17 protein-coding genes are annotated in these 24,231 nt (G+C 74.7%); 7 read left to right on the plus strand and 10 right to left on the minus strand.

The features are described 5' to 3' along the window. Window positions 1-286: 286 nt before the first annotated feature. The 7 genes from mvk to ACIRB1_RS41875 all read left to right on the plus strand — a co-directional run bounded on the left by mvk (window position 287) and on the right by ACIRB1_RS41875 (window position 8,178). A complete protein-coding gene (gene mvk, locus ACIRB1_RS41845; RefSeq protein ID WP_403469257.1) occupies window positions 287-1,294 on the plus strand; it encodes a mevalonate kinase in 1,008 nt (335 codons plus the stop codon). Continuing rightward, the gene (gene mvaD / locus ACIRB1_RS41850; RefSeq protein ID WP_403469258.1) at window positions 1,284-2,399 is read left to right on the plus strand and encodes a diphosphomevalonate decarboxylase; all 1,116 of its coding nucleotides are present in this window, start codon (window positions 1,284-1,286) and stop codon (window positions 2,397-2,399) included. The genes mvk and mvaD overlap by 11 nt, the downstream gene beginning before the upstream one ends. After that, entirely contained in the window at window positions 2,396-3,703 is a 1,308-nt protein-coding gene (locus tag ACIRB1_RS41855) for a phosphomevalonate kinase (protein ID WP_403469259.1), read from the plus strand. The genes mvaD and ACIRB1_RS41855 overlap by 4 nt, the downstream gene beginning before the upstream one ends. Then, window positions 3,700-4,791: a type 2 isopentenyl-diphosphate Delta-isomerase gene (gene fni / locus ACIRB1_RS41860; RefSeq protein ID WP_403469260.1), complete on the plus strand. Its 1,092-nt coding sequence runs from the start codon at window positions 3,700-3,702 to the stop codon at window positions 4,789-4,791. The genes ACIRB1_RS41855 and fni overlap by 4 nt, the downstream gene beginning before the upstream one ends. Further along, window positions 4,788-5,849 (plus strand): hydroxymethylglutaryl-CoA reductase, encoded by a 1,062-nt coding sequence (locus ACIRB1_RS41865; RefSeq protein ID WP_403469261.1) that lies wholly within the window; start codon window positions 4,788-4,790, stop codon window positions 5,847-5,849. Before fni ends, ACIRB1_RS41865 begins: the two co-directional genes overlap by 4 nt. A 2-nt stretch (window positions 5,850-5,851) precedes the next feature. Continuing rightward, window positions 5,852-7,021 carry a hydroxymethylglutaryl-CoA synthase gene (locus ACIRB1_RS41870; protein WP_403469262.1) on the plus strand — a complete coding sequence of 390 codons (1,170 nt, stop codon included), beginning with the start codon at window positions 5,852-5,854 and terminating at the stop codon, window positions 7,019-7,021. A gap of 143 nt (window positions 7,022-7,164) precedes the next feature. Then, on the plus strand, window positions 7,165-8,178 hold the full coding sequence (locus ACIRB1_RS41875; protein WP_403469263.1) for a 3-oxoacyl-ACP synthase III family protein: 1,014 nt from the start codon (window positions 7,165-7,167) through the stop codon (window positions 8,176-8,178). Between the two features lie 135 nt (window positions 8,179-8,313). Here ACIRB1_RS41875 and ACIRB1_RS41880 read toward each other — a convergent pair whose 3' ends face one another. From ACIRB1_RS41880 to ACIRB1_RS41925, 10 genes are all read right to left on the minus strand, one after another. Continuing rightward, window positions 8,314-8,592 carry a DUF6059 family protein gene (locus tag ACIRB1_RS41880; protein WP_403469264.1) on the minus strand — a complete coding sequence of 93 codons (279 nt, stop codon included), beginning with the start codon at window positions 8,590-8,592 and terminating at the stop codon, window positions 8,314-8,316. A gap of 102 nt (window positions 8,593-8,694) precedes the next feature. Next, window positions 8,695-8,853 (minus strand): surface protein, encoded by a 159-nt coding sequence (locus ACIRB1_RS41885; protein WP_352185146.1) that lies wholly within the window; start codon window positions 8,851-8,853, stop codon window positions 8,695-8,697. A gap of 59 nt (window positions 8,854-8,912) precedes the next feature. Next, on the minus strand, window positions 8,913-10,136 hold the full coding sequence (gene metK, locus ACIRB1_RS41890; protein ID WP_403469265.1) for a methionine adenosyltransferase: 1,224 nt from the start codon (window positions 10,134-10,136) through the stop codon (window positions 8,913-8,915). Between the two features lie 136 nt (window positions 10,137-10,272). Then, window positions 10,273-14,943 carry a condensation domain-containing protein gene (locus tag ACIRB1_RS41895; protein WP_403469266.1) on the minus strand — a complete coding sequence of 1,557 codons (4,671 nt, stop codon included), beginning with the start codon at window positions 14,941-14,943 and terminating at the stop codon, window positions 10,273-10,275. Between the two features lie 577 nt (window positions 14,944-15,520). Next, a complete protein-coding gene (locus ACIRB1_RS41900) occupies window positions 15,521-16,498 on the minus strand; it encodes an aromatase/cyclase (protein ID WP_403469267.1) in 978 nt (325 codons plus the stop codon). Between the two features lie 164 nt (window positions 16,499-16,662). Then, window positions 16,663-17,415, minus strand: a complete 753-nt coding sequence (locus ACIRB1_RS41905; RefSeq protein WP_403469268.1) for a thioesterase II family protein — start codon at window positions 17,413-17,415, stop codon at window positions 16,663-16,665. A gap of 1,213 nt (window positions 17,416-18,628) precedes the next feature. Continuing rightward, window positions 18,629-19,450, minus strand: coding sequence for an AfsR/SARP family transcriptional regulator (locus ACIRB1_RS41910; protein WP_352185141.1), 822 nt, complete (start codon window positions 19,448-19,450; stop codon window positions 18,629-18,631). A gap of 499 nt (window positions 19,451-19,949) precedes the next feature. After that, the gene (locus tag ACIRB1_RS41915) at window positions 19,950-20,630 is read right to left on the minus strand and encodes a ScbR family autoregulator-binding transcription factor (RefSeq protein WP_403469270.1); all 681 of its coding nucleotides are present in this window, start codon (window positions 20,628-20,630) and stop codon (window positions 19,950-19,952) included. 255 nt (window positions 20,631-20,885) lie between these two features. Further along, window positions 20,886-23,180 (minus strand): (Fe-S)-binding protein, encoded by a 2,295-nt coding sequence (locus ACIRB1_RS41920; protein WP_403469271.1) that lies wholly within the window; start codon window positions 23,178-23,180, stop codon window positions 20,886-20,888. Between the two features lie 144 nt (window positions 23,181-23,324). After that, complete coding sequence (locus ACIRB1_RS41925; protein WP_403469272.1) at window positions 23,325-24,206, minus strand: BTAD domain-containing putative transcriptional regulator; 882 nt, start codon at window positions 24,204-24,206, stop codon at window positions 23,325-23,327. Window positions 24,207-24,231: the final 25 nt, after the last annotated feature.

Here is a 24,231-nt window from a genome sequence, read left to right on the forward strand (position 1 = left end):
GCGAGGCCGTGCTGCGGCAGGGGGCGCGTGCCGCGACTGCCCGTCACATCGGGTGCGCGGCACTTTTTCTTTCCCGGTTCCACCGGCCGCCGGTTGCCCGCTTCACCGTTCCGGCCGCGCTGGGCGCGTCCGCGCCGTGCGTGAAGTCCCCTGCGGTGCAGAGCGGTTGGCGCCGCGCGTCTTCGCCGGGCCCTGGCCCCCACGGCCGCCGTGCGGCCCCCGCGCCACCGGCGTCTCCGAGATCTCTGACATCTCCGTGCACGACAGACATAGGGAGCTGAGTGCGTTGACTCTACCGACCTCGGCGGAGGGGGTGCCGGACAGCCGCCGGACCCGCTCGGTCGGCATCGGCCGCGCCCACGCCAAGGCGATCCTGCTGGGAGAACACGCGGTCGTCTACGGCGCCCCGGCGCTCGCCCTGCCGATCCCGCAGCTCACCGTCACGGCCAGCGCCGGATGGTCCGCCCACCCCGGCGACGGACAGGGCGACCTCTCCTACACGGTGACCGGTTCTCCCACCCGGGCGATGGTGACGCAGGCCTCCGACGGACTGCGCCGGCTGACCGCGGAGTTCAGGGCGCGGATGGGCGTGAGCGGGCGGCCGTATCTGGACGTGATCCTCGACGGTGCGATCCCGCACGGCCGGGGGCTGGGCTCCAGCGCGGCCAGTTCACGGGCGATCGCGTTCGCGCTGGCCGACCTCTTCGGCCGGCAGCTGGACGAGACGACGGCGTTCGAACTGGTGCAGACGGCCGAGAACATGGCGCACGGCAGGGCCAGCGGCGTCGACGCCATGACCGTCGGCGCGCTGCGCCCGCTGCTGTTCCGGGCGGGCCGTACCCGGGAGGTGCGGCTGGGCTGCGAGGGGCTGTTCATCGTCGCGGACAGCGGCGAGCCGGGCAGCACCCGGGAGGCGGTCGAGCTGCTGCGGGAGGGCTTCGAACGCCGGCCCGGGGCGCGGGCGCGGTTCGTGGGGCGGGCCACGCAGCTGACCGAGGAGGCCCTGCTCGCTCTCGCCGAGGGCCGGGCCGGGGACGTGGGCCGGCGGATGACGGACTATCACGCGCTGCTGCGGACGGCCCGCCTGAGCACCGGCCCCATCGAGCGGCTGGTGGCGGCCGCGCTGGGGGCGGGCAGCCTCGGCGCCAAGATCACCGGCGGTGGTCTGGGCGGCTGCATGATCGCGCTGGCCCCGCCGCAGCGGGCCCGCGAGGTCACCCGGCGCCTGCACGAGGCAGGCGCCGTACAGACGTGGCTCGTACCGCTGAAGGGGCTCGACAACCATGCGCCGTGAACACACACCGACCACCGCACCCGGCCCCGCCCAGAGCGTGCCGGGCCTGACCCAGACCGTGCCGCGGCCGGCCGAAACGGACACCGCCGGTGTCACCGCCGTCGCGCACCCCAACATCGCGCTGGTCAAGTACTGGGGCAAGCGGGACGAGGCGCTGATCCTGCCCTGGACGGACAGCCTGTCGATGACGCTGGACGTCTTCCCGACCACCACCCGAATCCGGCTGGAGGCGGCGGCCGGCCGTGACGAGGTGACCCTTGACGGGACACCCGCCACGGGCGAGGCCGCGCGGCGGGTCACCGCGTTCCTTCAGCTGGTGCGCGAGCGGGCCGGCTCCACACGGCGGGCGGTGGTGGACAGCCGCAACACCGTGCCCACCGGGGCGGGGCTGGCGTCCTCGGCCAGCGGGTTCGCCGCGCTGGCCGTCGCCGCCGCGGCCGCCTACGGGCTGGAGCTGGACGCCACCGGACTGTCCCGGCTGGCCCGCCGCGGCTCGGGGTCGGCCTCCCGGTCGGTGTTCGGCGGCTTCGCCGTCTGGCACGCCGGACCGCCCTCCGCCACGGGTGCGGCGGCGGACGCGGGCTCCTACGCCGAGCCGGTGCCCGCGGCCGGCCTGGACCCGGCGCTGGTCGTCGCGGTCCTCGACGCGGGCCCCAAGGCGGTCTCCAGCCGGGAAGCGATGCGCCGCACCGTGGACACCTCGCCGCTGTACCGGCCCTGGGCCGCCTCCAGCCGGGCCGACCTCGCGGACATGCGGGCGGCGCTGGGGCGCGGTGACCTGGAGGCGGTGGGCGAGATCGCCGAGCGCAACGCGCTGGGGATGCACGCCACGATGCTCGCCGCGCGGCCCGCGGTGCGCTACCTCTCGCCGGCCACGGTCACCGTCCTGGACCGGGTGCTGCAACTGCGGCGGGAGGGGATCGCGGCCTACGCGACGATGGACGCCGGACCGAACGTGAAGGTGCTGTGCCGGCGCGCGGACGCGCGCCGGGTGGCCGCCGCCGTCGCCGAGACCGTGCCGGCGGCACGGGTGCTGGTGGCCGGCCCCGGCCCCCGAGCCCGGCTGCTGGAGGAGACCGACGAGACGGACGGGGCCGCGCGGTGACCGCCCCGGCAGAGGTGGCCGCCGCACGCACGGTGGTACGCCGGGCACCGGGCAAGCTGTTCGTCGCGGGCGAGTACGCCGTGGTGGACGCGGGCAACCCGGCGATCCTGGTCGCCGTCGACCGCTACCTCACCGTCACGGTCACCGGCGCACCCGGCAGCCCCGGCGGACCCGGCGGCCCCGGCACACCGGGCAGCCCCGCCGGCCCAGGCGGACCGGGCCGATCGGGCACCCCCGAGGGACTCGGCCCGCTCGACGCACTCCACTCCCCTGCCCCTGGCGGACTCGGCCCGCTCGACGCACCCCGCTTCCCCGCCCCCGACGTCACCATCTCCAGCGACCTCACCCCCCGCCCCACCGCCTGGCGCTGGCACAAAGGCCGCCTGGTCCTCCACTCCCCCGGTGACGGCGCGCAGGCGCGGGCCGGGCTCGCGCATGTCGTGGGCGCGGTCGAGACGGTGGGGGCGCTGCTGGCCGAACGCGGGCAGCGGGTACCGGCGTTGCAGGTGACGGTGAGCAGCCGGCTGCACGAGGGGGGCCGCAAGTACGGGCTGGGGTCCTCCGGTGCGGTGACCGTGGCCGCGGTGGACGCCGTGGCCGCGTTCTGCGGGACGGAACTGTCGGCCGGTGAGCGCTACCGGCTGGCGATGCTGGCCTGCGCCCGGATCGATCCGAAGGGCTCGGGGGGTGATCTGGCGGCCAGTGCCTGGGGCGGCTGGATCCTCTACCGGGCCCCGGAGCGGGACTTCGTCCTGGACCTGGCCCGGCGGGTGGGCATCGCCCGGACGCTGGCCGCGCCCTGGCCGGGCCATGAGGTGCGGCGGCTGCAGGCGCCGGCCGGGCTGCGGCTGGAGGTCGGCTGGACCGGGGAGCCCGTCTCCACCGCCTCCCAGGTCGCCGGCCTCCAGCGGCGCGGCCGGCGCCCGGACACCGCCGCACGCCAGCGGTTCACCCGGGCCAGCAACCGGCTGGTGGAGGCGGCGGCCGGCGCGCTGGAGCGCGGCGACGACGCCGGTCTGCTGGCCCAGATCCGTACCGCCCGCCAGGAGTTGGCGCGGCTGGACGAGGCGGTCGGGCTGGGCATCTTCACGCCCGGGCTGAGGCGGCTGTGCGAGGCGGCCGAGGCCGTCGGCGCCGCCGCCAAACCCTCCGGGGCGGGCGGCGGCGACTGCGGGATCGCGCTGCTGGACGCGGCCGCCTCCCGGCACATCTGTCAGGTACGGCGGCAGTGGACGGCGGCCGGGGTGCATCCCCTGCCCGTGCGCCCCGCCGCGCAACGGCCCGAAAGGACCCGGCAACGATGAGTGCTCAACGCAAGGACGACCACGTCCGGCTCGCCATCGAGCAGCAGGACACCCCCCGCGGACCCCACCCCTTCGACGAGGTGTCGTTCGTCCACCACGCGCTGGCCGGCCTGGACCGCGAGGAGGTGTCTTCGGGCACCTCGTTCGCGGGCCTGTCCTGGCCGGTGCCGCTCTACGTCAACGCGATGACCGGCGGCAGCCCGCGCACCGGCGCCATCAACCGCGACCTGGCCATCGCCGCCCGTGAGACGGGGGTGCCGATCGCGTCGGGGTCGATGAACGCCTACTTCAAGGACCCCTCCTGCGCGGGCACCTTCCGGGTGCTGCGCGAGGAGAACCCGGACGGGTTCGTGCTGGCCAACGTCAACGCGACGGCGTCGGTGGACAACGTGTGGCGCGCGATCGAGCTGCTGCGGGCCGACGCGCTGCAGATCCACGTCAACACCGCGCAGGAGACCGCGATGCCGGAGGGCGACCGCTCCTTCGCCGCCTGGCCGGGCCAGATCGAGAAGATCGCGGCGGCGATCGACATCCCGGTGATCGTCAAGGAGGTCGGCAACGGCCTGAGCCGGCAGACCGTCCAGCTGCTGGGCACGCTGGGGGTGGCCGCGGCCGACGTCAGCGGCCGCGGCGGCACCGACTTCGCCCGCATCGAGAACGGCCGCCGCCAGGAGGGCGAGTACGCCTTCCTGCACGGCTGGGGGCAGTCCGCGCCCGCCTGCCTGCTGGACGCCTCCGGCACCGGGCTGCCGCTGCTGGCCTCCGGCGGGGTGCGCGGCCCCCTGGACGCCGCCCGCGCCCTGGCATTGGGCGCGGTCGCGGTCGGCGCGTCCGGGATCTTCCTGCGCACCCTGCTGGACGGCGGCGTGCCGGCCCTGACCGCACAGCTCACCCGCTGGCTGGACCAGCTGGCCGCGCTGCAGACCATGCTCGGCGCGCCCACGCCGGCCGATCTGGCCCGCTGCGACCTGCTCCTGCACGGCTCCCTGCGCGATTTCTGCGCCGACCGCGGCATCGAGACCGCCACCCTGGCCCGCCGCTCCAGCTCCGGCGCGCCCAGCGCCCCGACGACGGGAAGCACCTCATGACCGACCAGCACGCCATCGCCGGAATCCCGATGCGCTGGGTGGGCCCCTTGCGTATCTCCGGGAACGTCGCCCGCACCGAGACCCACATCCCGCTGGCCACCTACGAGTCGCCGCTGTGGCCCTCGGTGGGCCGCGGCGCGAAGGTCTCCATGCTCGCCGAGGAGGGCATCGTCGCCACCCTCGTGGACGAGCGGATGACCCGCTCCGTTCTGGTCGAGGCCACCGACGCGCAGGCCGCCCTCGCCGCGGCCCGCACCGTCGAGGCCCGTATCGAGGAGCTGCGGGAGGTGGTGCGCGGCTGCAGCCGCTACGCCCGGCTCCTGGAGGTGCGCCACGAGATCAACGCCAACCTGCTGTTTCTGCGGTTCGAGTTCTCCACCGGCGACGCCTCGGGCCACAACATGGCCACCCTCGCCTCCGACGCGCTGCTGGCCCATCTGCTGGCCACCGTCCCGGGCATCTCCTACGGGTCGATCTCCGGGAACTACTGCACCGACAAGAAGGCCAGTGCCGTCAACGGCATCCTGGGGCGCGGCAAGAACGTCGTCACCGAACTCCTGGTCCCCCGCGACGTGGTGCACGGCGTCCTGCACACGACCGCCGCGAAGATCGCCCAGCTGAACCTGCGCAAGAACCTGCTGGGCACCCTGCTGGCCGGCGGGGTGCGCTCCGCCAACGCCCACTACGCCAACATGCTGCTGGGCTTCTACCTCGCCACCGGCCAGGACGCGGCCAACATTGTCGAGGGCTCGCAGGGCGTGACGATGGCCGAGGACCGCGACGGCGACCTCTACTTCGCCTGCACCCTGCCCAATCTGATCGTCGGCACCGTCGGCAACGGCAAGGGCCTGGGCTTCGTGGAGACGAACCTGACCCGGCTGGGCTGCCGGGCCGACCGCCCGGCCGGCGACAACGCCCGGCGTCTGGCCGTCATCGCCGCCGCGAGCGTGCTGTGCGGGGAGCTGTCCCTGCTCGCCGCGCAGACCAACCCCGGCGAACTGATGCGTGCGCACGTCCAGCTGGAACGCGACCCCAAGACCGCAAAGGTTGGTGCCTGACCATGTCCTTGTCCATCGGAATCCACGATCTGTCCCTCGCCACCGGCGAGTTCGTGCTCCCGCACACCGCGCTCGCCGCCCACAACGGCACCGACATCGGCAAATACCATGTCGGCATCGGCCAGGAGTCGATGAGTGTGACCGCCGCCGACGAGGACATCGTCACCCTCGCCGCCACCGCCGCCGCTCCCCTGCTCGCCCGGCACGGCACCGACCGCATCCGCACCCTGGTCCTGGCCACCGAGTCCTCCATCGACCAGGCCAAGGCGGCCGGCATCTACGTCCACTCCCTGATCGGCCTGCCCTCCGCCACCCGCGTCGTCGAACTCAAACAGGCCTGCTACGGGGCCACCGCGGCCCTGCAGTTCGCCGTCGGCCTGGTCCGCCGCGACCCCGCCCAGCAGGTCCTGGTCATCGCCAGCGACGTCTCCCGCTACGACCTCGACAGCCCCGGCGAGGCCACCCAGGGCGCCGCCGCCGTCGCCATGCTCGTCGGCGTCGACCCCGCGCTGGTGCGCATCGAGGACCCCTCCGGGCTGTACACGGCCGATGTCATGGACTTCTGGCGCCCCAACTACCGTGACACCGCTCTGGTCGACGGCCAGGAATCGGTGGGCGCCTACCTGCAGGCCGTCGAGGGCACCTGGAAGGACTACACCGAGCAGGGCGGGCGCACCCTGGAGGAGTTCGCCGCGTTCTGCTACCACCAGCCCTTCACCAAGATGGCCTACAAGGCCCACCGCCACCTGCTCAACTACTGCGGCCGCGACACCGACCCCGACACCGTCACCGCCGCCCTGGGCCAGACCACCGCCTACAACCGGGTCATCGGCAACAGCTACACCGCTTCCGTCTACCTCGCCCTGGCCGCCCTCCTGGACCAGGCCGACGACCTCACCGGCAAAAGCGTCGGCTTCCTCAGCTACGGCTCCGGCTCGGTCGCCGAGTTCTTCGCCGGCACCGTCGTCGCCGGCTACCGCGACCACCTGCGCACCGACGCCCACCACGAGGCGATCACCCGGCGCACCGAGGTCGACTACGCCGCCTACCGCGCCCTGCACGAGCACCGCCTCCCCGCCGACGGCGGCGACCACGCCACCCCCGCCCAGACCACCGGCCCCTACCGGCTGGCCGGCATCAGCGGCCACAAACGCCTCTACACCACGCGCTGAACCCGCATCCCGTGCGTGTGTCCCGGCCCGCGCCCCCGCACAGGAGGGGGCGCGGGCCGGGGCATGCCACCGGTGCACCACCGCACCCATTCCACCTATTCCATCCACTCCATCCACGCACCATGTGAAGGGAGGGCAGCCGCATGGACGACGCGACGATCCTCGGTACGGGCAGCCCGATCAGGGACGTCAGGATTCTCGGCACCGGCGCGTATGTGCCCGAGCGGATCGTCTCCAACGACGAGGCCGGCGCGCCCGCCGGGGTCGACGACGCCTGGATCACCCGCAAGACCGCGATCCGTGAACGCCGCTGGGCCGCCCCCGGGCAGGCCACCTCCGACCTGGCCACCGCCGCCGCCCGGGCCGCCATGCAGGCCGCCGGCATCACCGCCGAGCAGCTGTCCGTGATCGCGGTCGCCACCTCCACCCCCGACCACCCCCAGCCGCCGACCGCCGCCTACGTCCAGCACAACCTCGGCGCCTCGGGCACCGCCGCCTTCGACGTCAACGCCGTCTGCTCGGGCACCGTCTTCGCGCTCTCCGCCGTCGGCAGCGTCATCCTGCGCCGCGGCGGCCACGCCCTGGTCATCGGCGCCGACGTCTACTCACGCATCCTGGACCCCGCCGACCGCAGGACCGTCGTCCTGTTCGGCGACGGCGCCGGCGCGATGGTGCTGGGCCCCGCCGAGCGCGGCCACACCGTCCGCCACGTCGCCCTGCACACCTTCGGTGAACTCACCGGCCTCATCCAGGTCCCCGCCGGCGGCAGCCGCCGGCCCCTGGACGCGGCCGCCCTGGACGCCGGACTGCACTACTTCGCGATGGAGGGCCGCGCCGTGCGCAACTTCGTCGTCGAGGAACTCCCCCAGCTGACCAAGTCGTTCCTCCACGAGGCCGGCGTCGAGCCCGCCGACATCCGCCATGTCATCCCCCACCAGGCCAACGGCGTCATGCTCGACGACGTCTTCACCCACCTCGCCCTCCCCCACGCCCGCATGCACCGCACCGTGACCCACTACGGCAACACCGGCGCCGCCTCCATCCCCATCACCCTGGACGCCGCCGTCCGCGCCGGCGAGATCAGCCCCGGCGAACTCGTCCTGCTGGCCGGCTTCGGCGGCGGCATGGCCGCCAGCTTCGCCCTCGTCGAGTGGTGAGCGGACACACGAAGAAGCAAGAAGAAGCAAGAAGAGGAGGGGGCGGCCGCAGGCCGCCCCCTCCTCTTCTGTTTACGGCCCTCACCAGGCCGCCGTCCGCGCCGAAATGACCGCTTGCGGTGTCCGCGCCGCGCGTCAGGCGCGGCTGTCGGGGGCCCGGTGCCCGGCGTAGCCGGCCGGCCACAGCTCCCGCAGGATCCGTACCTCCTGCTCGGACAGCGCGACGTCCTCGCGCAGCCGCTCGGGATGCGCCGGCGGCGGCCCGCCGGGCCGCTGCACCGGCGTCCGCCCGGGCGGGGCGGCCTGCTGCGCGGCCGGCTCGTAGGAGGCGCCGAAGGCCACCAGGGACAGCCACAGCCGCCGTACGACATAGTCCGCCAGCGCCCGCCGGCCGCCCCGCGCCACCCGTCCCATACCCGCCCCTCCGATCCGTGGTCCGTCTGTGCCTTCACAGGCTGCCAAGAGCGGCTCGGGGATGACTTGAGAACGGCACGGGCGCGGTTGCGGCGGCCGGCGTCAGTCGATACCGCGCACCACGTGCGGCTCCCCCCACTCCTCCTCGTCGATCCCCGCCAGCAGCAGCGGCGGCGCGGACGGCAAAGACAGCGGCAGCGGCAGGGGGGCCTGCGTCGTGCCCTGGGACGGGCGGGTGTCCACCTCGGTGATGTCGTACACCTGGTCCTCCTCGACTCGGTGCTGATCGGTGACGGGTGGTGCTCCGCGCCCGGGGCCACTCACAGGCCGGCGGCCGCCCTCAGCTGCCGGGCGCGGTCGGTGCGCTCCCACGTGAAGTCGGGCAGTTCACGGCCGAAGTGGCCGTACGCGGCGGTCTGGGCGTAGATCGGGCGCAGCAGGTCCAGGTCGCGGATGATGGCGGCCGGGCGCAGGTCGAAGACCTCGTCGATGGCCTTCTCGATCCGGTCGGTGTCCACGGTGTGGGTGCCGAACGTCTCGACGAACAGGCCCACCGGCTCGGCCTTGCCGATCGCGTACGCCACCTGCACCTCGCAGCGGGAGGCAAGCCCTGCGGCGACGACGTTCTTGGCGACCCAGCGCATCGCGTACGCCGCCGAACGGTCCACCTTGGAGGGGTCCTTGCCCGAGAACGCGCCGCCGCCGTGACGGGCCATCCCGCCATAGGTGTCGATGATGATCTTGCGGCCGGTCAGGCCCGCGTCACCCATCGGGCCGCCGATCTCGAAGCGGCCGGTCGGATTGACCAGCAGACGGTAGCCGTCGGTGTCGAGCTTGATGCCCTCCTCCACCAGCGCCTTCAGCTCGGCCTCGACCACGAACTCCCGGATGTCGGGGGTCAGCAGCGACTCCAGGTCGATGTCGGAGGCGTGCTGCGAGGAGACGACGACGGTGTCCAGGCGGACGGCCGTGTCGCCGTCGTACTCGATGGTGACCTGGGTCTTGCCGTCGGGACGCAGGTAGGGGATGGTCCCGTTCTTGCGGACCTGCGACAGACGCCGGGCCAGGCGGTGCGCCAGGAAGATCGGCAGCGGCATCAGCGTCGGCGTCTCGTCCGTCGCGTAGCCGAACATCAGACCCTGGTCGCCCGCGCCCTGCCGGTCCAGCTCGTCGTCGTCCCCGCCTGCGGCGGAGCCCTCCACCCGCTTCTCGTACGCCGTGTCGACACCCTGCGCGATGTCCGGGGACTGCGCGCCGATGGACACCGACACACCGCAGGAGGCGCCGTCGAAGCCCTTCTTGGAGGAGTCGTAGCCGATCTCCAGGACGGCCTCCCGCACCAGCTGGGCGATGGGGGCGTAGGCGCGGGTGGTGACCTCGCCGGCGATGTGGACCTGGCCGGTGGTGATGAGGGTCTCCACCGCGACGCGGGAGGAGGGGTCCTGGCGCAGCAGGGCGTCCAGGACGGTGTCGCTGATCCGGTCGGCGATCTTGTCGGGGTGCCCTTCGGTGACGGACTCCGAGGTGAACAGACGACGGGACATGGCTCTCCAGAGGGTTGCGGCCCGGGCGGACGGCGTCGGCGGCCGGGCCGGATCGCCCGTACCACCGTCACGGTCCCCGGCCGCGCACGAGGCGGGGTCGAAGCCCGGCGGAACAGAGGTGGAGCGGGCGTGCCGGTCACGGGGGCGGTGCGGTGGCGTCCTGGAGGGCACGGGACAGGATCCGGGCGCGTTCGCGTTCGCCGGGCGGGGCGGGCGCCAGCACCACCCGGGGCGGGCGGCGCCCCTCACCGCCCAGACGCCCGGCGAGCGCGCACGCCACGGCACCGGCCCCGGAGAACCCGGCGAGCAGCAGCGGCCGGCCGGCACTGCGCACGGCCAGAGCGGCGACAGCCGCATCCGTGACGGCGGCCGGGCCGGGGACGCCCGTGGCGGGGGCCGTGTCCGCGGCGGGGGCGGTCAGGAGCAGGAGTTCCTGGGGGCCGGGGTAGGCCGGGGGCAGCAGGTCGTAGCAGCTGGACGAGACGCCGGGGGGCGGGACGAGACAGACCGTGCCCGCCCGGTCGTGCCGGGCGGCGCGCAGCAGGGTCAGCGGGGCAGCCGGAACGGCCGGCGGGGCGGCGGGGTGCGCGGGGGCAGGGGGCAGCCCGGCCGGCGTGGCGGGGCCTGCGGGCGGAGCCGCGGGGCTGGCGGAGGGGGCGACCGGCTCAGGGCCAGGGGCCGTGGGCCCGGCGGCGGCACCGGGGACGGCCGGGCCGGGAGCCGGGCCGGCCGGGCCGGTGGGGCCGGGAGCCGGGCCGGTGGGGTTCGTGGGCGGGGGGTCGGCCATGGGGGGTACGGCTCGGCCGTCGAGGAGTTTCAGGACCTGGCCGACGGTGGTGAACTCGTCTGCTCCCAGGGGGAGTTCGCGCAGCAGCAGGGCGCTCTGCACCAGGAGTTCTGCGGCGGCCGCCTCGTCGAGGAGGGCCCGGTCGTGGACGCCGGTGAGGATGAGGCCGCCGGCGGTGTCGTGGTGGGCGAGCAGGGCCAGGGGCAGCACGGACCGTGCGGGCAGGGTGCCGGGGAACTCGGCCCGGATGCCCTGGGCGGCCAGGTCGCTCTCCAGGCCGTGCACCGGATGCGGCGGGTCCTCGAAGACCAGGACGGTCTCCGCGCGCCTTGCCTCCGCCGGACCGGCGCTGGCGGGGGGCCGGTCGTCGCAGAGCCATTCGTAGGCGGCCATGTCCAGGGCGCGGTCGCGCAGGTGGCGCAGGAGTCCGGGCACCGTGTCCGCGGGGTCGATCCGCAGGGACACGGGCAGCAGGTTGCGCAGCGGGCCCGGCAGCCAGGCCGCGCCGTCCAGCGGGATGCCCCGGCCCGGCACGGTCACCGCGAAGGAGACCGGGGCCGGTCCGCCGGCGCCGGACGCACGGTAGATCAGCATCGCCCAGACGGCCTGCAGCACACCGCTCTCCGCGATGCCCCAGGTGCCCGCCCAGCGGGCGAGGCGCATGGTTTCCGCGGGGTTCAGACGCAGCCGGGCACGGCCCACTCCGCTGCCGCCGGTGGCGCCGGAGGGCCGCCCCGGCCGGGTGGCGGCGGTACCGGAAGGGGTCCAGCGCGCCCACAGCGCCCGGGCCGGGCCTGCGTCCTGGGCGGCGATCCAGGCGGTGTAGTCGCGCAGGTCGGGCCGGCGTTCACCGCCGGGCAGGGTGCCGCCGGCGAGGTAGGCACGGTAGAAGGTGCGCAGCAGGAGGTGTGCGCTCCAGGTGTCGAGCAGGGCGCGGTGGTAGGTGAGCACGATCCGGGCGGGCGGGGCGGTGCCGGGAGGCGGTGCGGGGTCTCTCTCCAGCAGGGTCAGGCGCAGCGCGCCGGGGCAGCGCAGGTCGAAGCCGCGCAGCCGGTCCTCCTCCAGGAACGCCGGCCAGCCGCCGGCGGGGGTGGTGCGGCGGGTGATGTCCGGGGTGACCCGGCTGTGCACGATCAGCTGGGGCGGCTGCGTGGCGGTGAACGCCGTGCGCAGGACCGTCTCGCCGTCGAAGACCGACTGCCAGGCGGCAGCGAAGCGGTCGGTGTCCAGCGGCCCGTGCCACACCCACACCAGCTGCTCGACATGCCGGCCCGTCCCGGGAGCCGCGTCGCCCCCCGCGCAGAGGGCCGCCTGCTGCGCGGTCGGCGCGAACGCGGCCGGGACCGGCGCGGTGGCGGCCTCGGCCAGTTCCTCCAGTACGTCCCTCAGGTGGGAGGCGAGGGCGGCCGCGGAGCGGGCGGCGGGGCCGCCGGGGCCCGGGGACCGGAAGCCGTCGGGTGCCGGACGCGGGGCAGGGCCGGCGGGCACCGGGGGGCCGGCGGGCGCAGGGCCTGCGGGTGCCGGGGTGCCGGGGAGCAGGTCGAGGGTGAGGTGCAGCCGGCCGGCGGTGATCTGCGCCTGGGCCTGGAGGCCGTGGGTGCGGTGGTGCGGCAGGCCGGGCACCGGGCGGACCGCGGCGGGCGGGGTCCGTTCCGGGCCGGGCAGCACCAGACAGGCAAAAGCCGGCGGCAGGGCGCGCAGCGCGGCACGCAGCAGCGGGTCGGGGCTGAACTCCCGGCAGGCCCCGAACCCGGCACCGCCCGCGGCCCGGCCGGTGCCGGCGGCCAGGAAGCCCGCCGCGGCGGCCAGTTGGCCCAGGGCACCAAAAGCGGGATCCAGGGTGAGCTGGACCGGATGGACATCGGTGAGCCGGCCGAGGTGGCGGCGCAGACCCGGATGAGCGCTCCTGGGATCACTGCGGACGTCGAACCCGACCTCGTCGACGCGCTGCCAACGCGCCAGGGCCAGCGCGAACACCCCGGTCAGCACCTGCTCCGGAGTGAGCGCCAGCCGCCGGGCCAGCTGCCCGGCGACCCGCTCGGTCCGCTCCTCGTCCAGAGTGAAGGCGGCCTGCCCGCCCACGCCGGCACCCGGGACGACGTCCTGCGGGGTCCCGGAGGCCGGGGCCGGGGGCGGAACGAGATCCGGCGTGGCGACCGGGAGTTCCTCCGGGGTGGACGAGTCGGGACCGGGGGCGGGGGTGGACGAGCCGGGGTCGAGGTCGGAACCGGTGGCGGGGATAGGCAGCGGGGTGCTGTCCGGGCCGGGGCGCGGGGCGGGCTGTGGGACACCGGCGCCGCACCCTGTTCCCGTGGCGGTTGCCTCGGTGCCCGGTCCGGTGTCCGCCACAGTGCCTGGGGCAGGCGGCAGGGCGGAGGTGTCCAACCCCGCCGTCTCCGCGGTCCCGGCGTTGGTACCTGGGGCGGAGTCTTCAGCGGCATCCGGTCCGGCGCCGGTGGCAGGGTCCGGGGCCGGCGATGGGGCGGTGTGGGAGGGCGCGCCGGCGCCGGCCTGCTCCTGCGGGCGGGACGGCCCGGCTGTGGAGGCTGCCTGGCGGGACCTGCGCTCGGCGACCAGGCTCCAGTGCCGGGCCTCGGCGGGATCGGCGGCCAGCTCGCGCAGACCGGCGACCCAGTCGGCCAGGGCGTCGTCGGCGTACCGCGCCTGCGCCGCGTCGCGGATCTCGGCCGGGGAGAAGTCAAAGGCCAGGTCAGGTGCCGTAGCAGAGGAAGATGCCGCGGCCGGGCCGGAGGCAGCGGCCGGCCCGGGGGCAGCCTCAGCCGAGGGGGCTCCCGCGGCCGGACCGGGTGTCGCGGCTGTGGGCGCACCAGCTTCTCGGCCTCCACACCTGACCGGATCAGACGCCGTGACCGGGCCGACGGCCGTGACCGGGGGAAGACTCGCCGCCGGACCGGGCGCGGCGTCCGTAGGGACAGCGGCTTCCCTGCCCCCACGCGTGACCGGATCAGACGCCGCGGCCGGACCGGGTGTGGCGGTGGTGGGGAGGGGCTTGGGCGGGTCGGCGGCCGGGGTGCCGAGGGCTGTGGTCAGGTCGGTGAGGAGGGTGTGCCAGGAGGCGGGGTCCGTGATCAGGGGGTGGGCGAGGAGGGCCAGGCGGTCGGTGCGGGGGCCGGTGGGGCGGTGGTCGCGGGCCAGGAGGGCGCGCAGGTGGATGCCGGCGGGGGCGTCGAGGGTGCGGCCCAGGGCGGTGACGGCCGCCGTGAAGCCGGCTTCGTCGGTGAACTCCCCCTCCGTCAGCAGGTCTTGGCCCGCCGGGCCGGCCGGGCCGGTGAGACGGCCGTGCGCGGTGTCCAGGCGCAGGCGCAGCTGGGGGTGGGCGGTCACGACGGTGTGCAGGGCCCGGCGGACCGCGTCCGTGTCCGTCCCGGCGGCGGTGTCGAGATACACCGCCTCCCAGCTTCCCCAGGTGTGGCCGGCGCCCGTCTCGGCGGGCAGGGCGCGCTGGGCGGGGGTGAGCGGGTGGACGGGCCGGGCCGTCGTGGTGAGCAGATCGGCGAGACGGCCCGCCACCGTGGCGGCCGGGGTGTCCCCCACCGCCGTGCAGCGCAGCGTGTGGCGGTCGGGGCCGTGGCGCAGCAGCTGGTGCCGGCCGCCGACCGCGGACCGCTCCAGGAGGCGTTCCAGTGCGGCGGTGTCGAGCGGGCCGCGCAGTTCGAGGTCCCACGGTGCGGTGCGGGCGGGGAGAGCGGGGCCGGGACCGAGGACCACCACGGTCGGCGCGTGCGGGACGAGGTCGGCGGTCATGGTGTCCGGGGGTGTGCGGGCCGGTGCGGCAGGCCGCATCCCCTCTGTCTCCTCTCGGCGGACGCGGTACGGGCGGACGGGACGTCGTGCGGCCGGACCGGCCGCCGTGGACGGGCCGGGGAGGTCCGGCGGACCCGGCGGGTCCTGCGCGGCGGCGTGCGGGTCCTGCGGGGTCCCGGTGGACGCGGACGGGACGCGGGCGGTGCGGGGCCCGGTGTACGGGGGCCGGTCCGGGCGGTGCTGCCTCTCTGCCATGACGGCCTCCTGGCCTGCCTGCGTCCACAACGGTCGAGATGAGCACGTTAATGGCCCTACGCGGCCGGAGTCCGTTTCCCCGAGCGGATGTGCAGCGGGGTGCGAGCAGGTCACGAGAACGGCAGACGGCCGGGCGGGAGGAGGGGCGGGCGAGGGCGTGCGGGACGCCTCCCCCACGGGGAAGACGGCGACCCGCCAGGTGCGGAGGGTGGCCGGAGGCCAGGGGTGGCACGGCGGCCCGCCGCCCCGCCCCTTCTGCGCACACCGGCCGCTCGCACCCTCACCGCCACCGCTGCGGCAGTCGGCGTGTGTCCCGGACGCGGCGGCCTGACGGACGGCCATCGGGCAGCCGCAGGACGGCAGTCGCAAGGGCAGGAAGCCGTACGCCGGAAGCCGTGGACCGGGTGGCCGCGGACGGGCGGACGGGCGGACGGGCGGACGGGCGGACGGGCGGACGGGCGGACGGGCGGACGGGCGGACGGGCGGACGGGCGGACGGGCGGACGGGCGGACGGGCGTCACCGTACCCCTTGCCGGCCGTCCGCGGTCGTGGTGCGGGGGCCGGCTCCAGGCGTTCTCTAGCAGATGGGGCGGGAGGGGGGCACCAGCATGCGGACGGAGCTCTCGGCGTGCTGTCTGGCCAGGGTGAGCAGTTCGCGGCAGTCGCGGGTGAGCGCGGCGTGTACCTGGCGGCGGGCGTCGGCCAGGTCGCTGCCGTCGCCCAGGAGTGCGGGGATGTCCTCCTCGCACAGCACGACGGTCTGCCGGGAGGTGAGGGTCGCTCCCTGTTCGTCCTCGGTGAGGGACCACTCGCCGGTGTGGGCGGCCAGCAGCGGGGCGGGCGTGGTCTGTTTGTGGACGATGCGGCCCGCATGCGGGAAGCAGATCCGTACCGATTCGCTGGTGTGCACGCCGTCGCCGGCCGGGGTGCGCAGGGTCAGGTGCTGGATGCCGGGCGCCTGTTCGCGCACCTGGGCCGCGCTGATGTGGGCGACGTGGGCGGGCCAGTCCCCGGCGCGGTAGAGGAAGTCGTAGGCCGCCTCGGCCGGGCCCTGCACGCGCACGGAGTCCTCGCAGGACAGCACCAGGTCGTCCAGGCGGCTCCAGCGTTCGGCGAACCGTTTCAGCTGGGTGAGCTGGGTGCGGATGTTCAGGTCGGAGACCCGGCCCGTCCACAGGCGGCTAGCGGCCGGGCCGTGGGGGGCGGCGAAGCCGTAGCGCAGTTCGAGTTCGCTGGCGTGGGGGCCGCGGTCGCGGATGCTGACCACGCCGCGCATCGACTCCAGCGGGGAGCCGGGCGCTTCCGGGCAGACCTCGATCCGGCGCTCCACCGGGTCCAGAGTGCGCCACGAGGTCCACGACTCCAGCCGGCCGCCCACCAGAAACCACATCCGCAGGCGTTCGCGTCCGCCGGCGGCGTCCAGTTGCTCCACATGGACGCTCGGGGCGAAGTAGAGCGGCAGGTTGGCCGCATCGGCCAACACGGCGTAGACCACACCGGCGGGTGCGGCCACCTGTATGCGGTGGACCGTCCTGCCGTCCCGCTCACCAGCCATCCCGGACACCTCTCTTCTCTCTTCACATGTCTGCGCGGGTCCGCGCAGTACGCCGGCCGTCCCTGGCCGGCGGCGGCTCTGCGCCGGCTGTCCCTGTGCCGGCTGTCCCTGTGCCGCGGTGTGCCGGCCGGGACGCGGCCGGTCCGCGCAGGGCGCGGCGGCGGTCAGCCGACGGGGGCGGGCTCGGGGGTCAGGCGCCGTACGACGCGGCAGGCCCGGCCCACCAGGCGGGGCAGTTCACGGCCGCCGCGGACGAAGAAGTGCCGGCCCGGGACGGTCCGCGAGCGGACGGGGCCGCGGGTCCACCGGTGCCAGCCCTCCGCCCCCCGGGACGCGGCCAGCGGGTTGTCCTGGGAGGCGACGACGAGGACCGGGGTGGTGAGCGGGCCCTGCGGGCTGTCCCTGCGGACTGCCTCGTGCAGGGACTGGGCCAGCGCCAGGTCGGCGCGCAGCACCGGCAGGACGGCCCGCAGCCAGATGCCCTCGTCGCTGCCGGCCGGGACCGCGCCGCGGCCGCCCAGGACGTGCAGCAGTTCGGCGTCCGTGGCCCGGCGGGCGTCGGGCAGCCCGGCCGGCAGGCGCGGCGGCGGCCACGCGCCGACGGCCAGCAGCGCCGGCCCCGGCAGGCCCGCCTCGTGCAGGGCGCGGGCGACGGTCAGCGCGATCATCGCGCCGAATCCGTGCCCGTACAGCACGAAGGGTCCCTGGCCGGGGCCGGTGAACCGCGGCAGGACGTCGGCCAGCAGCGCCCGGTGCGTGGTCACCCGCGGCTCGCCGCGCCGCGGGGCGCAGCCCGGCAGAAGGACCGGGAGGGGCTGTACGCCGGGGCCCACACTCGCGGCCCAGTGGTCGAAGACGGAGACGCCCTCAGCGGAATGAGCGAAACAGTGCAGCCGCACTGGCTGTTCGTCCGGCATGGCATCCTCCTGTGTGTCCCCTCCCGGCACCACGCGGCGGCGAGGCGACGGGGCGGATTCCGAGCATTGCCGCCCGCCCTCGAACCCCACTCGAGAACACACACAGCCGTACGCGGGCGGTGGCGGAGGATGCCACGACCTGCCCGGGACGTCACGGGCCGGGCAGCGGTGGGGTGTTGCGGGCGCGGCACCTCACGGGCCGGGCAGCGGTGGGGTGTTGCGGGCGCGGCACCTCACGGGCCGGGCAGCGGTGGGGTGTTGCGGGCGCGGGGCCGCAGCGGGAGGTCACCTGGCCGCCGGGGCAGGGGACTTGCCCGATCGGCGCGGGTGCGGGCCGCGGTACGGGACTTGCCCGACCGCCGCTGATGCGGGCCGCGGTACGGGACTTGCCCAACGGCTGCGGGCTGCGGGCTGCGGGCTGCGGGCTGCGGGCTGCGGGCTGCGGGCTGCGGGCTGCGGGCTGCGGTACAGGGTTCCCCAACGGCGGCCGGTGCGGGCCGTAGTACGGGAATTTCCCCACCGTGGCCGGTGCGGGCCGCAGTACAGAGCTTCCCCAACGGCGGCTGGTGCGGGCCGGGTTGAGGCCTGCGGGCCCGGTGACGGAACAGGGCGGATCGGGTCGGCGTTTTCCCCGGGCCGGGCCGGACGGGGTGGGCCGAGGTGGCGTTCCCCCGGGCCGAGCTGGCGGAGCCGAGCTGAAGGGAGCGAATCTCAGAGGCGGAGCCGAGCTGGGGGGCGGAGCCGAGCTGGGGGGCGGAGCCCAGGGGGCGGAGCGGGGCTGAGCGAGGCCAGGCTGGGTACTTCGCGTCCGCCTGTCGTCTACGGCCCGTCGCCGGGGCCGCCTGCCGGGGCCGCCTGCGGGTGTGCGGGCGCCTGGGCGGAGAGCCGACACCCGGCCCCAAACCCTGCCACTGCCCCTGACCCTGACCTGGTGTCGGGCCCCGGCCCCCCTTGCCCCGGGCCCGGCGCCTGCCCCCGGGACTCTGACCCTGACCCGGAAATCCCGGCCCTGGCCCGGCACCTGACCCAGGCTCAGGCCCTGACCCGGAATTCCTGCCCCTCCCCGGCGCCTGCTCCGGTGCCGGGCCCGCGCCGCCCCTGATCTCGCCCCGGGCTCTGACCCCGGTGTTGGATCCTGACCTGGTGCTAAGTGCTGGCCCTGGCCCGCGTCCTGGCCCGGTGCCGGGTTCTGGCCTGGTGTCCTGGCGGAGCGCTACGCGGCGTAGCGGTCGAAGGTGGAGCCGCGGCGGGGGCCGGCCATCACGTCGAGTTCGGGGTCGACGGCGAGCATCGCCTGGTGCAGGCGCTGGAGCTGCGGTGTGGGTTCCACGCCGAGCTCGTCTATGAGCCGTCTGCGTAACCGCCGGTAGACGTCGAGGGCGGAGGCTTGCCGGCCGGAGCGGTACAGGGCGAGCATGGCCTGCGCGTGCAGGCCCTCGTGCTGGGGGTGACGGGCGACCAGGTCGGTGAGTTCGGCGATGAGTTCGGCGTGCCGGCCCAGCCGCAGGTCCGCGTCGATGCGCCGCTCGACGGTCACCAGCCGTGACTCCTCCAGCCGCAGCACCTCGATCTCCAGGACGGGCCCCAGGCGTACGTCCACCAGGGCGGGTCCCTGCCACAGGGCCAGGGCCTGGCGGAAGCAGCGGGCGGCGCGGTCGTCCTCGCCCTGTTCGAAGGCTTCCTGGCCCTCGGTGATGAGGCGTTCGTAGGTGTGCACGTCCACGGACTGGGGCGGTACCTGCAGGAGGTAGCCGCCGTGCCGGGTGGCCAGAACGTTCTTCGCGCCGCCGGGGGCGCCGGGTCCCATGGCCGTGCCGAGGCTGCGGCGCAGCTGCATGATGTAGGTCTGCAGCGTCGTCACCGCGCTCTGCGGCAGTTCCGTCCCCCAGATCTCCTCCATCAGCGTCGACACCGGCACGACGCGGCCCGGATACAGCGCGAGCAGGGCGAGAACCTGCCGGGGTTTTCCGGCAGTCGGGACGATCGAGTCCCCGTTCACGGCGGCACACAGCGGACCCAGAACCTGAATCTCCATGGTTTCCTCCGTTCGTCGTGGGGCACTCCCGATGGCGGAAATGCGTCGGTGAAATGGCACGCTAGCCCTCCCCGCAGCGGAGGCGCGGGTTCCTTCAGCGGCCTTCGAGCGGTCCTCAACGGCCCTGCCGCGGACGGGGCGTGGGCGGCGTGCGGGCGGGGCGCGAACGGCGCGCGGCGGCAGGTGCTCCGGGCCAGAACATGCGGGCAGACCGGCCGGAATACGCCCCTCCGCCACCGCCGGCACCGCTCCGCCCGCCACCGGCCCGCTCCGGCGATACTCCGCCGGCGCTCCGGCCGGCCGCACAGGCTCCGCCCCCGCGCACACCCGGCCTCCAGGTGTCCGTATCCCGCCGTCCCGCCCCTCTTCCGCACCCGTGCCCGTGCGGTCCCAGTGCCCATGTCCGTGTCCCGGCTGCCGGGAGGCCGGGGCCGGGAGACCGGAGGGCGATGGAGGGAGATGGAGGGAGATGCGGGGAAGAGGGCGGCGGCGGCCGGTGTCAGCGGGTGGCGGGTGGCGGCTGGGAGTGGTCCCGGGCCGGTGTGGCGGTGGAGGGGCGGGTGCCGGAGGTCACCAGGGTGTTCAGGTCGCGGCGGGTGGCCAGGCGGGGCAGCAGTACCTCCCACAGCCGGGTGACGTTGTGGCGGCGCAGCCAGGAGGCGTCCGCGGCGCCGAGGACCTGCAGGCCCACGGTCGCGGCGACGACGACGCGGGCGGCGTCCGTCCAGGACAGCCCCGGTGCGAGCGCGCCGCGGTGTCCGGCGCGGCGCAGGCTGTCCTCGACCCAGTGCCGCCACCGCACCCGCGGTCCCGGGTCCGCGGGCGGGGTGGCGCGGGCGGCGCTGTCGGCGGCGAGCTGGAAGCCGGCGCGGACCACGGGGTCCCGGGCCAGGGTGTCCATCAGGTCGTGGGTGGCGTCCACCACCGCCTGCAGGGAGTCGCCCTGCCGTTCGCGGGCCGCCCGGGTGATCCGGGCCACCGTCTCGGCGGCCTGGGCCTCGACCGCCTCGGCGAGCATGTTCTTGTTGGCGAAGTGGAAGTGCAGGGCCCCGTTGCTGACACCGGCCCGCGCGCTGATGGCGCCCAGCGAGGCGGGGGCGAAACCGGCCTCGGCGAACACCTCGGACGCGGCCTCGATCAGCGAACGCCGCGTGCGGGCGGCCCGCTCCTGCTTGACCATGTGCTGCCTCCTGGGCACCGGAACGTCTGCGCTTCCCGCCCCTCACGCGCACGGACACCCGTGCGGGAGGGCGCCGTGTCCGCGGAGCCGCAGGCCGGCACGGACACGGCAGGGCAGGAACCGCACCCCCACACTAACAAACCGCATGAGCGGTTTCATATATGCGGGCACGAAGCAGCCAAGAACATCGCTGGTCAACGGCTAGGGGGCCGCCTCAGGCGGCCCCCCGTTCTCCCGTGCACTCCCCCGCCACCCCTACACGGCGGACTCCGGCGCCACCGCACCCTCCGCGGCATCCTCTGCGGCGCCCTCCGCGGCACCCGCGCCCGGCCTCCGGACCGAGTCGAGGAGGAGCTGGGCTACGTCGACCACCTGGATCGATTCCTTTGCCTTGCCGTCGTTCTTCTTGCCGTTGACGGAGTCGGTCAGCATGACCAGGCAGAAGGGGCAGGCCGTGGAGACGATGTCGGGGTTGAGGGAGAGGGCTTCGTCGACGCGTTCGTTGTTGATGCGTTTGCCGATGCGCTCTTCCATCCACATCCGGGCGCCGCCGGCGCCGCAGCAGAAGCCGCGTTCCTTGTGGCGGTGCATTTCCTCGTTGCGCAGGCCCGGGACGCTGGCGATGATCTCGCGCGGGGGTGTGTAGATCTTGTTGTGGCGGCCCAGGTAGCAGGGGTCGTGGTAGGTGATGATGCCCTCGACCGGGGTCACCGGGACCAGCCTGCCCTCATCGACGAGGTGCTGGAGGAGCTGGGTGTGGTGGATGACCTCGTAGTCGCCGCCGAGCTGCGGGTACTCGTTGCCGATCGTGTTGAGGCAGTGCGGGCAGGTCGCGACGATCTTCTTCGCCGACCTCGGCTTCGCCGACTGGGCCACCACCGTGCCGTCGTCGTCGAGTTCCTCGCCGAAGGCCATGTTCAGGGCCATGACGTTCTCCATGCCGAGCTCCTGGAACAGGGGCTCGTTGCCCAGGCGGCGGGCGGAGTCACCGGTGCACTTCTCGTCACCGCCCATGATCGCGAACTTCACGCCCGCGATGTGCAGCAGCTCCGCGAAGGCCTTCGTGGTCTTCTTCGCCCGGTCCTCCAGCGCTCCCGCGCAGCCCACCCAGTACAGGTACTCGACCTCCGTGAGGTCCTCGATGTCGCGTCCGACGACGGGAACCTCGAAGTCGACCTCCTTGAGCCACTCCAGGCGCTGCTTCTTCGCCAGGCCCCAGGGATTGCCCTTCTTCTCCAGGTTCTTCAGCATCGTGCCGGCCTCGGAGGGGAACGCCGACTCGATCATCACCTGGTAGCGCCGCATGTCGACGATGTGGTCCACGTGCTCGATGTCCACCGGGCACTGCTCCACACACGCCCCGCAGGTGGTGCACGACCACAGGACGTCCGGGTCGATCACCCCGCCCTCCTCGGCCGTGCCGATCAGCGGGCGCTCCGCCTCCGCCAGGGCCGCGGCGGGGACGCCGGCCAGCTGGGCTTCGGTGGCCTTCTCCTCGCCCTCCATGGACTTGCCGCCGCCCGCCAGCAGGTAGGGGGCCTTGGCGTGGGCGTGGTCGCGCAGGGACATGATCAGGAGCTTGGGGGAGAGCGGCTTGCCGGTGTTCCAGGCCGGACACTGCGACTGGCAGCGCCCGCACTCCGTACACGTGGAGAAGTCCAGCAGGCCCTTCCACGAGAACTGCTCCACCTGGGAGACGCCGAAGACGTCGTCGTCACCGGGGTCGGCGAAGTCGATCGGCTTGCCGCCCGAGGTCATGGGGAGCAGGGCGCCGAGCGAGGTGGCGCCGTCCGCGTTGCGCTTGAACCAGATGTTCGGGAACGCCAGGAAACGGTGCCACGCGATCCCCATGTCGGTCTTCAGCGAGACGGTGATCATCCACACGTAGGAGGTGGTGATCTTCAGGCAGGCGACGGCGTAGACGAGGGTGTGGAGGGTGCCGGTGTCCATCTGCCGGAAGCGGGCGACCAGCGGATAGGAGACGAAGAAGGAGGCCTGGTAGCCGTCGGCGTGGTGCAGGGCGCCCTCCAGGGCGTGCAGCACCATGATGCAGACGCTCACGATGACGATGACGGTCTCGACGAAGTAGGCCTGGCCCGAACGGGAGCCGGCGAAGCGGGACTTGCGGCCCGGCTTGTCCGGCCGGCTGAGCTGGCGGACCGCGATGAGGACCAGGATGCCCAGGGCCGTCGCCGTGGCGAGGAACTCGACGGCCACGTTGTAGGGGGTCCAGTCGCCGATGACCGGCAGCAGCCAGTCGGGGCGGAAGAGCTGGCCGGTGGCGTTGACGAGGGTGATGAGCAGGGCGTAGAAGCCGACTGCCACGAACCAGTGCGCGACGCCGATGACGCCCCAGCGGTTCATCCGGGTGTGGGCGGCGAACTCCCTGCCCAGCATGGCGCTGCGCCGCCAGAAAGAGGCGGTGCGCTGGCCCGGGGGGACGGGGGCGCCGAGCCGCAGGAAGCGGTAGATCCGTAAGAGGGCGCGGCCGAACAGGGCGAAGCCTGTCACGGTCAGGGCCAGCGACACGATGATCGCGACGAGTTGCATGAGCGGACTCCTCGAACCGGCGAAAAACCGGTTACCAATCGGTAACTTGGTGTTCCGTCCGAGGCTACCCACTCCCCGCGCCGCGCCGCAGCCGCACCCGCGGCATCCCGCCGCGCCGGCAGCCTCCGCCGCCGGCAGACGGGTTCACGCGGGGCGGACGCCGACGCGGGCGCGGGCAGCGGGCAGCACGGGGACGGCGTCCGCCGCCGGGCGCGGGGCGGGCGGGGTCTCCGGCGCGGCCACCAGGATCGACTGCTGCAGCCGGCGCAGCCGGGGCGAGGGCTCCAGGCCCAGGTCCCGCACCAGGGTGGCGCGCAGCCGGTGGTAGACGTCCAGGGCCTCGCCGCGCCGGCCGGAGCGGTGCAGGGCGAGCATGAACTGGGCGTGCAGGTTCTCGTGGGTGGCGTAACGGCTGGTCAGGACGGTCAGTTCGGCCAGGAGCTCGCGGTGGCGGCCCAGCCGCAGGTCGGCCTCAATGCGCTGGTCCAGCGCGCACAGCCGGCTCTCCTCCAGCCGCCGGGCCTCCGTCTCCAGGCGGGCGCCGGCCGGCACGCCGGCGAAGGCGGGCCCGGTCCACAGCAGCAGGGCCTCGCGCAGCAGGCGGGAGGCGTCCTTGTGGTCGCCGGCGTCCATCGCGCGGTAGCCCAGCCCCGCCAGGCGCTCGAACTCCCGCACGTCGCTGCTGCCGCCGGCGGAGACCAGCAGGTAGCCGCCGGGCACGGTGGCCAGGACGTCCTTGGCACTGCGCCCCGCGGCCGGGGAGGAAAGCTCCGCGGAGGCGGCGCCGGGCTGGCGCAGGGCGAGGGTGATCAGTTCGCGCAGCTGCAGGACGTAGGTCTGCAGGGTGGTGCGGACGCTGCGCGGGGGGCGGCCCGACCACAGCTCGTCGACCAGGGCGGCCACCGGGACCACCCGGTCGGCGTGCAGCGCCAGCAGCGCGAGGACCTGGCGGGGTTTGGGTGCGGTGGGTGCGATCGACACCCCGTTCTCCCTGACATCCAGTGTGCCCAGTACGTCGATCTGCACCGCCGTCGCCCCCTCGGTGGGTGTG

This window comes from Streptomyces sp. NPDC096013, from assembly GCF_044763565.1.
GTDB lineage: Bacteria > Actinomycetota > Actinomycetes > Streptomycetales > Streptomycetaceae > Streptomyces.